Source organism: Alistipes sp. AF48-12, from assembly GCF_003477565.1.
In the GTDB taxonomy this organism is placed as follows: domain Bacteria; phylum Bacteroidota; class Bacteroidia; order Bacteroidales; family Rikenellaceae; genus Alistipes_A; species Alistipes_A hominis.
In genome coordinates this window covers 74272-86339 of sequence record NZ_QUDJ01000009.1, presented here as the reverse complement: position 1 = coordinate 86339, position 12068 = coordinate 74272, and the positions used below count along the sequence as shown (strand labels likewise).

Below are 12068 nucleotides of genomic sequence, written 5' to 3'. Positions count from 1 at the left end.
ATCAACACCACGTCGATGTAACCGGCAGCTCCCCGGTCGTTGAAAACCAACATTTCTCCGCTCAGATAATAATAACCGACCAGAAACGAGGAACGTATCCTCTGGAGATAGGCGGCAATCCGCCGCCACGACAACGTATTCTCCTGCTCCTCGCGCAGCGAACATTTCAGCAGGTAGCTCCTGCCCTTCCACACGACCGAGAAACTGATCGTCGTTCCCGAATATGAAAAAACGGGATCGCCCTTTTCATCCGTCTTTACCCCGATCTCCCGCAGCGTTTTGAAACGGCCCGCCGGATTGCAAACGGATTCAATCAAATTATATATCGATAAAGCCATAGGTTTTAGAATAAAAGGTTCGCACTTACGGAGCCGATATTCATCATACTGACCAGATCGGTCATCGCCGCGTTGTAACTGATCCCCCTGAAACGCTCCCCGTCGCGTCCCCGCAGCTGGACGATGCTTTCGTTATAAATTGCCGGCATTTCACTGGACATATCGTACAGCAACCGGGCGTAACGCTGATCGGGAAGCTCTTTTTTCGATTCGGGAAACAACACGGGCGAACGCTCCGCATCGGAAGAGATGTGGATATTGATCAGCAGCGCAGCACCGTCCTCGGTAGAGAGTCCTTTGATACTGTCGGCGATCTCCTGCAACTTGAAATCGTCCCCGTCGGACGACTCCCCGTCGGTAATGTTGAAGATCGTCGGCGGATAACTCTTCCGGTGCGCCTTCGCGCCGCACCACGCTTTGCAAAGCCGGTAACACTCGGTCAGCGCATGATACATCGGCGTCTTTCCGCCCGCATAAGGCTCCACCCAGATCTTCTGGCAAACCGACGATACGACGGTACTGCCGTCGGGCAACCGGCGCTCCCGTTGAACGGGCACGCGAGACAGTTCGTTTCCTATCAAATCGTTGGGACGCATAAACATTCTATTCGGGTTCTTCCACAGGGAAGCAACCTCGTCTCCGTGATACCCCAGTACGGCGATATCGAAATAATCGCGGTACCCCTCTTCCCGCCTGCTGCGGTTGAGCAGCTCGGCGATCAGCATATTGACGATAAAAGCCACCGCTTTGGCTTTGACAACTTCTTTACGATCGATTACCACCGTTTCGGCCATCGATCCGGACTGATCGATCAGGATAATGAAAGCTGCCGGAGAGTTCCGGCTGATTCTGGCTGAATACATAGAATTGCGATTTAGCTAAGGCTCTAACAAAATTACAATTCCTGTCCGGATAAACAAACCGTAGCGATCATTTCAGACCCGAATCTGCCACTTTCGATCGAAACGCCCGATAAAAAACGATTCTCCGTTTTTTTCGACCCGCGCACGACCGTTCCGAAAACAACCGGCATAGTCGAAAACCGGCGGCCCCGCCAGCTCGCCCGACACGTCGATATATCCGAATTTATCCCCGATCCGCACGGCGGCCAGCCCTTCCCGGAAACTGGTTGCGAACACGTACCGCAGCGGGATCGCCCGTCTGCCCTCCCGGTCGATAAAACCGTACAGGCTCCCGTCAGAAACCAGGGCCAGGCCTTCGCTCAACGGTTCCACGCTCCGGTAATCGCGGCAATCGATCCGACAATGTCCCCGAGGGTCGATCATCCAAAACCCCTCTTCGAGACGCACGACGGCCAATCCTTCACGGAAAGGTTTCGCGTCGAGATAGATGTTCTGCAACAGGATGCGCCGATCCTGCAAATCGGCGTACCCGAACCGCCCGTCGCAGCGAAATACGGCGCAACGCGGGTTTTCGTCGTCGACTATCTCGATCCCGTCCGACAATCCGTCCGGCACATTGCCCGATAAATCCCTCAACAACCCAGGCAATCCGTTCACTTCCGGCGTCGGATGCTGCATCCAGCGCCCAGAACGACCAAAGCCGACGCGCCGCAGCGCGCCCACTCCCGCATCAGTCGGTCGAAAAGGGCCGACTTCCCCCGATTCACCTCGGCAGCGTCGAAAATAATATTCTCCCCGTCGTGATAACGCCCGAAAAGCGACGGATCGAGTGCCAGCGCATGCAGGCTCAGGCTAATCAGGGCGATCGGATAATCGTCGATCGCCTTCCCGAAAAAATCCGCATCGCGCGACGGATACTGGTAAGCCGGCGAGCCGATGACTTCTGCCTTCCGTCCGGCCAGTTCTCCGATATAGGCTCCGTCGTAATCGATCAGCCGCAACCGCCCCTGCCGATCGACCATCAGATTGTCCTGTTTCAGATCGCCGTGCGCGAAATCCGATTCCAACAGCCACAGCGCCATCCGGTCGAACGCCCGGGCCAATTCCTTGAGCCCCGTACGGTCGCCGTTACGGCACAGTCGAGCCAACCGGCCGCCAAGCGACTCGCCTTCGACCCACTCCATCAAAGTTACCGGATAATAAGCTCCTCCGCCCGAGTGCTCGCACAGATAAATCTCGTCCGGCAGGAAACGGGCCGGCACCAAATAAGGAACCGTTCCGCCGCCGAGCGACGCATAGACCGCAGCGGCATGACGCGGCAGGCGCGTATAACATTTCAGGGCGTAATATTTTCCGTCCGCGCAGCGGACTTTGAAAATCACCGAATAATTCCCCGACCAGAACAACGGTTCTCCGTATGCATCCCGCTCGGGGACAACCTCCCCCAGCGTCCTGAAAATACGAAACGGATCGGTCAACGCTTCTACATACTGGCCGATAATCGGATTTCTCAACATAATCGTTCAAATTCGGGATCTACGATAAAGTTTTTAAAGTTATGTAAAAATTGCGGCGAGGGAAAATAAAAACCGTGAAAATAACGAATATTTATACATGACGCGGAAGATCCCTCCTGTCTGACGCATCGCCGATCTCACAAGTCATTATCCTGAATACAAACACGATAACACAATATTATTTCCACCCAGAACGCGACGGGGCGTCCGACCGTATGCCGAACGCCCCGTCACGACCGGATTCCGGCAATTTACCGGTTCATCACCATATTCTGGCGGTTGATGCTTTCGAGGTGGATCGCTTCGAGCACCGTTTTCAGGAATTCGGTGCTGACGCCCAACTTCGGAGCCTGCGAAACCACGCGGTCTACGATGCTCTGCCATCGGCCGCCCTGCAGGATCGTCACGTTGTTGTCGCGTTTGACGAGTCCGATCTGCTCGGCCACCCGCATCCGCTTGCTGATCAATTCGAAAATTTCGGCGTCGATCTGGTCGATCTGGCTGCGCAGTTTCGCCAATGCCTGCTGGTAATCCGGGCTGTCGGTCGTCGAACGACGCCATACGATCTTACCCAGCAACTCCTTCAACCCGTCCGGGGTAACCTGCTGCGAAGCGTCGCTCCACGCCTTGTCCGGACAGATATGGCTTTCGATGATCAGCCCGTCGTAATCGAGGTCGGCGCTCTTCTGCGCAACCTCCTGCAGATACGTCCGGCAGCCGCAGATATGCGACGGATCGCAGATCATCGGCAGTTCCGGGAAACGGCTCCGCATTTCGATAGCCAGATGCCACATCGGATTGTTGCGGTACAGCGAGGCTCCGTAGGCCGAAAAACCGCGATGGATCAGGCCGAGCTTGGTGATTCCGGCATTCTGCATCCGGGCTATCGCCCCGCTCCACAGTTCGATGTCGGGATTCATCGGGTTTTTGATCAGCACCGTCACGTCGGCCCCTTTCAGCGCATCGGCAATATCCTGCACGCTGAACGGATTGACCGTCGTACGGGCCCCCACCCAGATCACATCCACCCCGAATTCGAGGGCGGCCTCGACGTGTTTCGACGTGGCCACTTCGGTTCCGATCGGCAGGCCGGTCAGTTCGCGGGCCTTACTCATCCACGCCAGACCTTTGAGGCCCACTCCTTCGAACGAACCGGGCTTCGTCCGGGGTTTCCAGATGCCGGCGCGCAGTACGTCGACCAGGCCGGTCGCAGCGATTTGCCGACAAGTCTCGAGTGTCTGTTCCTCCGTCTCCGCGCTGCACGGGCCGGAGATAATCAAGGGACGTTTCGCTTTGATATCAAACGGTTTCATATCCTTATGTTTTTTACGTTTCCTGTTTTCATTCCGGCGAACGGGCGCCGGACGCCCTATTTTATAATCCGGTTGATCCGGTTCGCGCGCTGCATCATCTGTTTCAGTCCTTCGGTGTCGTCCTTTTCGAGCAGGCGCCGGAAAATCTGCAACTGATGGATATGCTCGCGCAGCACGTCGAGCACATTATATTTATTTTGCATGAAAATCGGAGCCCAGGTTTCCGGCGAACTTTTCGCCAAACGCACCGTACTCTCGAAACCGCCGCCCGCCAGATCGAAGATATGTTCCTCTTCGCGCTCCTTCTCAAGCACGGTCAGCGCAAGCGCGAACGACGTGATGTGCGAAATGTGGCTGACGTAAGCCGTATGCGTATCTTGCTCCTCGGAACTCATGTATTTAATCGGCATTCCGATTTTCCGGTAGATATCCTCGACCAGTTTCAGTGCGTCCGGATCGCTCTCCGCACCGTCGCAAAGCACCACCGTACGTCCTTCAAATCCATCGTGAACGGCCGCTTCCGGGCCGCTGTACTCGGTACCCCACATCGGGTGGGTCGCTACGAAGCGCCCGCGCCTGGGATGCTGGGCGATCACCTCGCAAAGCTCCTGTTTGGTCGATCCCATGTCGATCACCACCTGCCGGTCGACCTTGTTCAGCACTTTCACGGCCAGCAGCGGAATCGAATCTACCGGCGTGGCCAGCACGATCAGATCGGCAGCCGGAATCGCTTCGTCCAGCGGAAGCGTGCGATCGACCAGTCCCAATTCGACCGCCTTGGCGCGGTTGCGCTCGGAATTATCCACTCCGATCACTTCCTCGCAAATGCCTTTATCTTTCAGGGTCAGTGCGAACGATCCCCCGATCAACCCGATACCTATTACCGCCGCCTTCATAGCAATGTCTTGATTTTATCGATCGAACGCTGCAACAACTCTTCCGTCGCGCAAAGGCTGATCCGGACGTACCGGTTCCCTTCCGAACCGAAAATACCGCCCGGAGTCAGGAAGACGCCGCAGCTGTTCAGTATTTTATCCGAAAACTCGTAACAGTCGCCCGCGCCCTCCGGCAGGCGTCCCCAGACGAACAGACCGGCCTGGCCCGCATCGTACGAACACCCGATCTGGTTCAGAATTTCATAGGCTTTCGCTTCGCGGCTGCCGTACAACTTGTTGATCGAACGGTACCAGTCGTCGCCGAGGCTCAACGCTTTGGCCGCAGCCGCCTGCATCGGGTAAAACATTCCGGAGTCCATATTGCTCTTGAATCGGATGATCTCGTCGATCCGCTGTTTCGCCGCTCCGATCATCCCGATACGCCAACCGGCCATGCTGTGGCTTTTGCTCAGCGAGTTCAGTTCAATGGCCACATCCATCGCCCCGTCGGCCGCAAGCAGGCTCGCCGGACGCGGGTTACGCAAGAAACTGTACGGGTTGTCATGCAGCAGCAGGATGTTATGCTTTTTCGCGAAATCCACCAGTTTCTGAAACAAACCCTCTTGGGGTATCGCCCCGGTCGGCATGTGCGGATAATTGACGATCATCATTTTGACGCCCTGTATCCCCTGCCGTTCGATCTCGTCGAAATCGGGCATCCAGCCAGTCGCCTCGCGCAATTTGTAATCGACGCAGACCCCGCCGGCAATCGTAGCCGCCGAGCGGTAAGTCGGATAACCGGGATTCGGCACCAGCACTTTATCGCCCTTGTCCAGGTAGGTCATGCAAACGTGCATGATCCCCTCTTTCGAGCCGATCAGCGGCAGGATCTCGCTCACAGGATCGAGCGTTACGCCGTAACGATCCCGATACCAAGCGGCGAATGCGTTGCGCAGCACGGCGGCGCCTTTATAGGGTTGATAACCGTGATTCCCAGGTTTGGCCGCTTCGGCGGCAAGCGTGGCCACCACCTCCGGATGGGGAGGCTGATCGGGACTTCCGATGCCGAGGTTGATTACCTCGCGTCCGGCGGCCCGCATCTCGTCGATCTCACGCAGCTTCTTCGAGAAGTAGTACTCCTCGACGCTGCCCAGCCGTTCGGCCAGTTCCACTTTGATCGGATTCATCTTTTGCTATTTTAAAATTTACGAATGTTCTCCTCTGCGGTAAACGCCGTATACGTGCAGCTCGCGGCTCGCGCGGCGCATACGTTCGATCACTTCGTTATAATCGTCCATCGACGCGAATTCCATGTCGATATGGAACATATAGTGCCACGGTTCGCTCGGGATCGGCGACGATTGCAGCTTGGTCATGTTGATCGACGAATCCTCCATCGCCCGCAGCACTTGCAGCAGCGATCCCTGCCGGTGGTCGGTCATCAGGCACAGCGACGCCTTATCGGCCTTTTCGTCGATCGGCTGGTGGTCGGGGCGCAGAATCATAAAGCGGGTGCAGTTGTTCTTGATCGTATGGATGTCGGGAGCCAAAATTTCGAGTCCGAACAGCCGGGCCGCCAGTTCGCCGGCGATCGCGGCGGCGTTGCGCGTGCCCCGTTCGGCGATCCGGCGGGCGCTGAGCGCGGTGTCTTCGGTTTCGACCAGCTTCCAGCCGTGCGGATCGAGGAAATCGACGCACTGCAACAACGCCATCGGATGCGAGTGCACCTCTTCGATATCTTCCAACCGCACGCCGGGCAGCGCCATCAGGTTCTGCCTGATATGCAGGTAATACTCGCCGACCGCCTGCAGGCGGCTGTTATGCAGGATGCCGAGATTCGGCAGGATGCTGCCGGCGATCGAGTTCTCAATCGCCATCACGCCGCAGTCCGAGTCGCCGCTTTCGACCTGGCGAGCCACTTCGCGGAATGTCGGGCACGGCACGATCTCGATCCCTTCGCCCCAATACCGTTCGGCGACAATGTGGTGGAAACTCCCCTCGTAACCCTGTATGGCCACTTTCATCTTTCCGTTCATCTTCCTGTCTCTTTTACATCTTCCGTATCGACAAAAAATCCCGGCTCCTTACGGACCGGGATTTTTATTATTTTTCGCACAAGCACTTATCTTCGCTATCGGCAACGCAACCCCAGTCCGCTTTTGGTAAAAAAGTAGAAGTAAAAATAATAACCCCAAAAAAGCGAAAGCTGATTCATCGTCCCTCTGAACTGATTAGCTTGTTATACTTTATTTTTTAACTGTGCAAATGTACGACAAAAACGGGAAAAAACAAGAAAAATTTAACCGATACCGTTATTTTTTTCAACCTGAAGCCCCGAGCGGCCGTCCTGCGCCCCCGGCAACGGGTCGCCATCGTCGTAATCGGACAACTGCGCAGGCAGGTCTTTGGTGGCTTTCACCCCCAGCTCACGCAACCGCTCGGTACGCCGGATCAGGTTGCCGCTGCCGGTTTTCAATTGTTTGATCGCCCGTTCGTATTTCTCCCCGGCAGCCGAAACGCTGCGCCCCAGATCGGTCAGCGTCTCGGCGAAACCGACGAATTTGTCGTACAGATTCGCCCCTTCGGTGGCGATCGCGATCGCATTCTTGTTCTGCTTGTCCCGCTTCCACAGGTCGTCGACCAATTTCAGCAGCGCGAACAGGTTCGTCGGACTGCTGACGATCACCTTTTTATTATAAGCGTCGCTCCACAGCGTCGGGTCGTGCTGCATCGCCAGCAAGAACGCCGGCTCGTTCGGCACGAACATGATGACGAAATCCGGCGAGTCTACGAGCGCCTGGTAACGCTTGCTGCCCAGCTCGTCGATATGACTGCGCACCGACCGCAGGTGATTCTTCACCGCGCGCGACGCTTCGTCCGGATCGGCGCTTTCGGTATAGGCGACATAAGCCGTCAGCGACACTTTCGAGTCGACGACGATCTGCTTGCGATCGGGCAGGTTCAGGATCACGTCCGGACGCAGGTTGTTGCCCGCAGCGTCTTTGAGGTTTTCCTGCGTAAAATAATGAATCCCCTTGACCAAGTGCGAACTATCGAGGATCGTTTCGAGGATCATTTCGCCCCAATCGCCCTGCACCTTCGAATTGCCCTTCAGCGCGCGCGTCAGGTTGTTGGCCTCCTCGGACATCCGGCGGTTCATCTCGTTCAGGCTGCGAATCTCCTCTTTCAGCGAGAAACGCTGCTGCGCCTCCTTGTCGTACACTTCGTCGACCCGTTTGCGGAATCCTTCGATATTTTCCCGGAACGGCTTCAGCAACGACTCCAGCGATTCCCGGTTACTCTGCTTGAACTGCCGGCTCTTCTCCTCCAGAATGTCGTTAGCCAGATTTTTAAAAGCGAGACGCTGCTGCTCTTGCAGCGCGGCGATCTCTTCGGTGCGGCGGGCGCGCTCGCGCTCGGCTTCGGCCTGCTGATAGAGCAATTTCTCCTCGAGGGCCGCACACCGGGCCGCCCGTTCGGCGGCCTGGCGGTTCAGGTCGATCAACTGTGCGTTTTTGGCTTCATTATCCGCTTTCAACGCCTCTTCCGTCCGCGCATACCGCCTGAACGCCGGCCGGAAAGCCAACGCCGCCGCAGCGATTCCCGCAACCAATCCGATGAACAACAAACCCGCTTCGATCATTCTCCTGTCCTTTAAATTTAGCCGGCAACGCCGGCCGCAGAACAAAAATAGCTATAAAATCATTACCTTTGTACAAATTTGACATTTACAAAACCAAAACTTCAGAAAACATGAAAAGAATCATATCCCCTTCGGTGCTCTCGGCGGACTTCGGACATTTGGCCGATGATATCGCGATGCTCGACCGCAGCGAAGCGGAATGGGTGCACATCGACGTGATGGACGGCGTATTCGTGCCGAACATTTCGTTCGGATTTCCACTGATGCCGCCGATCCGCAAAGGAACGAAAAAGGTGCTCGACACGCACCTGATGATCGTCAATCCGGAAAAATACATCGAACGCTTCGCCAAGGCCGGCGCGGACATCGTCACGATCCACCTCGAAGCGACCGACGACCTGCACGGCGCGATCGCGACGATCAAAAAGGCGGGCGTCAAAGCCGGCGTTTCGATCAAGCCGAAAACGCCGGTATCGGCAATCGTACCCTATCTCAATGAACTGGACCTGGTGCTGATCATGAGCGTCGAACCGGGCTTCGGCGGACAGTCGTTCATCGAGGGATCGACCGAGAAAGTGGCCGAACTGCGTCGGGAGATCGACCGCTGCGGGTCGCAGGCGGTGATCGAGATCGACGGCGGAATCACGCTGGATAACGCCGCCGAGGTGTATGCCGCCGGATGCGAAGTACTGGTTGCCGGAAGCACGGTATTCGCCAGCCCGAATCCGGAAGAGACAATCCACAAACTGTTGAACGTATAGACAAACGATGATATCGGTAGACAATCTTACGGTCAGCTTCGGGGGTTGGGATCTGTTCAGGGAGGTATCGTTCCTGATCAATGCCAAAGACCGGATCGGTCTGGTGGGCAAGAACGGAGCGGGAAAATCGACGATGCTGAAAGTGCTGATCGGAGAACAGCCGCCCTCGTCGGGAACCGTTTCGCGCAACGGCGACTGCACGGTAGGCTACCTGCCGCAACAGATGAAGGTGGCCGACACGACCACGCTGTTCGCCGAAACCGAATCGGCCTTTTCGGAAGTGATCGGACTCGAACGCGAAATCGAGCAACTGAACCGGGAGATCGCCGAGCGGACGGACTACGAAAGCGAGGGGTACGAAAAGCTGCTGCACCGGTTGAACGATGCGACCGACCGCTTTCACATTCTCGGCGGGATGAACCGCGAGGAGGAGGTCGAAAAGACGCTGCTCGGACTGGGCTTCCAACGAAGCGACTTCGGACGGGCGACCAGCGAGTTCAGCGGCGGATGGCGGATGCGCATCGAACTGGCGAAGCTGCTGCTTCGCCGGCCGTCGGTATTCCTGCTCGACGAACCCACGAATCACCTCGACATCGAGAGCATCGGATGGCTCGAAAACTACCTGAAGGAGTACAACGGCGCGGTCGTGCTGATTTCGCACGACCGCGCATTCCTCGATAACGTCACCACGCGGACGATCGAAATATCGCTCGGCAAGGTGTACGACTACCGCGTGCCGTACAGCCGGTACGTCGAGCTGCGGCGCGAACGGCGCGAGCAGCAGATGGCGGCCTACGTGAACCAGCAAAAGATGATCGAACAGACCGAAGACTTCATCGAACGCTTCCGTTACAAGCCGACCAAATCGAACCAGGTGCAGTCGCGCATCAAGCAACTCGAAAAGATCGAACGGATCGAAGTGGACGAGGAAGACCTCAGCCGGCTGAACATCAAGTTTCCGCCGGCCCCGCGTTCGGGACAGATCGTCGTGGAAGCGAAAGACGCCGGCAAAAGTTTCGGCGAAAAGCACGTCTTTTCGGGCGCGACGTTTACGATCGAACGCGGACAAAAAATCGCGCTGGTCGGCCGCAACGGCGAAGGGAAAACCACGTTCGCGCGGATGGCGATCGGGCAACTGGAGCCGACCGAAGGCAGCGTCCGCATCGGACACAACGTCCGCATCGGCTACTACGCACAAAATCAGGACGACCTGATGAACGGCGATTTCACGGTATTCGACACGCTCGACCGGGTGGCCGTCGGCGACATTCGGACGCGACTGCGCGATATCCTGGGGGCATTTCTGTTCCGCGGCGAGGACATCGACAAGAAGGTGCGCGTACTGTCCGGAGGAGAACGGGCGCGGTTGGCTATGGCCCGGCTGATGCTCGAACCATACAACCTGCTGGTACTCGACGAGCCGACCAACCACATGGATATGCGTTCGAAGGACATCCTCAAAGACGCCGTCAGAAAATACGACGGCACGGTAATCGTCATTTCGCACGACCGCGAGTTCCTCGACGGGCTGGTCGAACGGGTATACGAATTCCGCGACGGACGGGTCAAGGAGCACCTGGGCGGCATTTACGATTTCCTACGCGACCGGCAAATCGAGTCGATGCGCGAAATCGAACAGAAAGCTCCCGTCGTTACAGCCGAACAAAAGCCCAAAGGGCCGTCCGGCAAGGCGCAGTACGAACAGAAACGGGAAGCCGAAAAACAGCTCCGCAAAGCGGAACGCGACGTCGAAAAGGCCGAACAGGAGATCATGGCGCTCGAAAAGGAGATCGCCGAAAAAGACCGGCAGTTGGCCGACCCCGCCGCACACGGCATCGACCTGGCGGACGGCAGCTTCTACGCGCATTACAACGAACTGAAAGACAAACTCAATAAACTGACGTACCGCTGGGAAGAACTCAGCATCACGCTGGAAAACCTGAAAGAAACGCTGGCCTCGTAGACCCGGCGGCAACGCCGGGGCGACCAAAGCCCGAAAAAAGAAAAACGATGGAAAAGAAAAACATGATATTCGGGCTACGCCCGATCATCGAGGCGATCGAGGCGGGCAAACAGCTCGAAAAAGTGTACCTGAAAAAGGGCGCCGACGGCGTGTTGCTGAACGAATTGGCCGAACTGTGCCGCAGCAAGCGCATCCACGTGCAGTGGGTTCCGATCGAAAAACTGAATTACCTGACCCGCAACGGCAACCACCAGGGAGCCGTCGCGCTGACGGCGGCGATCGAATACGTCGACGTGTACGACATGCTGGCCGGGATTCCGGAGGACGAAACGCCGCTGGTCGTCGTTTTCGACGGGGTGACCGACGTGCGCAACTTCGGGGCGATCGCCCGCAGCGCCGAATGCGCCGGAGCGCACGGGCTGATCATGCCGGTCAAGAACTCCGCGCCGGTCAACGCCGAGTCGATGAAAAGTTCGGCCGGAGCGCTGAGCGTCATTCCCGTCAGTCGGGTCGGCAGCGTCCGCAACACGCTGAGAATATTGCAAAGCGAAGGAATGCAGATCGTAGCGGCCACCGAAAAGAGCAACACGCTGTTGTTCGAGGCCGACCTGACCAAGCCGACCGCGCTGGTAATGGGCAGCGAGGACGTGGGCATTTCGAAAGAGGTGCTCAAGATGTGCGATCTCCAACTGGCGATCCCGATCGTCGGAAGCATCGAGTCGCTGAACGTTTCGGCCGCCGCCGCCGTCATGCTGTTCGAAACGGCGCGGCAACGGATAAACAATCGATAACGCT

The 12068-nt window shown here is 57.0% G+C and carries 11 protein-coding genes; 3 read left to right on the top strand and 8 right to left on the bottom strand.

Translation table 11 applies throughout. The features are described 5' to 3' along the window. Window positions 1–343: 343 nt before the first annotated feature. From DW082_RS07270 to DW082_RS07235, 8 genes are all read right to left on the bottom strand, one after another. Entirely contained in the window at window positions 344–1201 is an 858-nt protein-coding gene (locus DW082_RS07270) for a hypothetical protein (RefSeq protein WP_055205511.1), read from the bottom strand. A gap of 72 nt (window positions 1202–1273) precedes the next feature. Further along, complete coding sequence (locus DW082_RS07265; RefSeq protein ID WP_220452649.1) at window positions 1274–1858, bottom strand: WG repeat-containing protein; 585 nt, start codon at window positions 1856–1858, stop codon at window positions 1274–1276. Beyond that, a complete protein-coding gene (locus DW082_RS07260) occupies window positions 1855–2718 on the bottom strand; it encodes a hypothetical protein (RefSeq protein WP_118458021.1) in 864 nt (287 codons plus the stop codon). The genes DW082_RS07265 and DW082_RS07260 overlap by 4 nt, the downstream gene beginning before the upstream one ends. A 251-nt stretch (window positions 2719–2969) precedes the next feature. Next, complete coding sequence (locus tag DW082_RS07255; protein ID WP_055205509.1) at window positions 2970–4031, bottom strand: chorismate mutase; 1062 nt, start codon at window positions 4029–4031, stop codon at window positions 2970–2972. A 56-nt stretch (window positions 4032–4087) separates the two neighbouring features. Then, window positions 4088–4927, bottom strand: a complete 840-nt coding sequence (locus tag DW082_RS07250) for a prephenate dehydrogenase (RefSeq protein WP_055205508.1) — start codon at window positions 4925–4927, stop codon at window positions 4088–4090. Then, a complete protein-coding gene (locus DW082_RS07245; protein WP_118458019.1) occupies window positions 4924–6093 on the bottom strand; it encodes a pyridoxal phosphate-dependent aminotransferase in 1170 nt (389 codons plus the stop codon). The genes DW082_RS07250 and DW082_RS07245 overlap by 4 nt, the downstream gene beginning before the upstream one ends. A gap of 18 nt (window positions 6094–6111) precedes the next feature. Then, entirely contained in the window at window positions 6112–6942 is an 831-nt protein-coding gene (locus tag DW082_RS07240) for a prephenate dehydratase (RefSeq protein ID WP_055205506.1), read from the bottom strand. 263 nt (window positions 6943–7205) lie between these two features. Beyond that, the gene (locus DW082_RS07235) at window positions 7206–8549 is read right to left on the bottom strand and encodes a DNA recombination protein RmuC (RefSeq protein ID WP_118458017.1); all 1344 of its coding nucleotides are present in this window, start codon (window positions 8547–8549) and stop codon (window positions 7206–7208) included. A gap of 110 nt (window positions 8550–8659) precedes the next feature. On the opposite strand from DW082_RS07235, the gene rpe reads away from it, so the two are divergent. Genes rpe through rlmB form a run of 3 tightly spaced genes read left to right on the top strand, consistent with a single transcriptional unit; the run spans window position 8660 to window position 12064 of the window. After that, window positions 8660–9310 (top strand): ribulose-phosphate 3-epimerase, encoded by a 651-nt coding sequence (gene rpe, locus DW082_RS07230; protein WP_118458065.1) that lies wholly within the window; start codon window positions 8660–8662, stop codon window positions 9308–9310. A gap of 7 nt (window positions 9311–9317) precedes the next feature. Continuing rightward, a complete protein-coding gene (gene abc-f / locus DW082_RS07225) occupies window positions 9318–11273 on the top strand; it encodes a ribosomal protection-like ABC-F family protein (protein ID WP_101571025.1) in 1956 nt (651 codons plus the stop codon). A 47-nt stretch (window positions 11274–11320) separates the two neighbouring features. Next, entirely contained in the window at window positions 11321–12064 is a 744-nt protein-coding gene (gene rlmB, locus DW082_RS07220) for a 23S rRNA (guanosine(2251)-2'-O)-methyltransferase RlmB (RefSeq protein WP_055205505.1), read from the top strand. Window positions 12065–12068 lie beyond the last annotated feature (4 nt).

What these genes read in the sequence shown, in the direction of transcription:
- DW082_RS07270 (WP_055205511.1), bottom strand. Translation starts at nt 1,201, where the DNA reads ATGTATTCAGCCAGAATCAGCCGGAACTCTCCGGCAGCTTTCATTATC.
- DW082_RS07260 (WP_118458021.1), bottom strand. Translation starts at nt 2,718, where the DNA reads ATGTTGAGAAATCCGATTATCGGCCAGTATGTAGAAGCGTTGACCGAT.
- DW082_RS07255 (WP_055205509.1), bottom strand. Translation starts at nt 4,031, where the DNA reads ATGAAACCGTTTGATATCAAAGCGAAACGTCCCTTGATTATCTCCGGC.
- DW082_RS07250 (WP_055205508.1), bottom strand. Translation starts at nt 4,927, where the DNA reads ATGAAGGCGGCGGTAATAGGTATCGGGTTGATCGGGGGATCGTTCGCA.
- DW082_RS07245 (WP_118458019.1), bottom strand. Translation starts at nt 6,093, where the DNA reads ATGAATCCGATCAAAGTGGAACTGGCCGAACGGCTGGGCAGCGTCGAG.
- DW082_RS07240 (WP_055205506.1), bottom strand. Translation starts at nt 6,942, where the DNA reads ATGAACGGAAAGATGAAAGTGGCCATACAGGGTTACGAGGGGAGTTTC.
- DW082_RS07235 (WP_118458017.1), bottom strand. Translation starts at nt 8,549, where the DNA reads ATGATCGAAGCGGGTTTGTTGTTCATCGGATTGGTTGCGGGAATCGCT.
- rpe (WP_118458065.1), top strand. Translation starts at nt 8,660, where the DNA reads ATGAAAAGAATCATATCCCCTTCGGTGCTCTCGGCGGACTTCGGACAT.
- abc-f (WP_101571025.1), top strand. Translation starts at nt 9,318, where the DNA reads ATGATATCGGTAGACAATCTTACGGTCAGCTTCGGGGGTTGGGATCTG.
- rlmB (WP_055205505.1), top strand. Translation starts at nt 11,321, where the DNA reads ATGGAAAAGAAAAACATGATATTCGGGCTACGCCCGATCATCGAGGCG.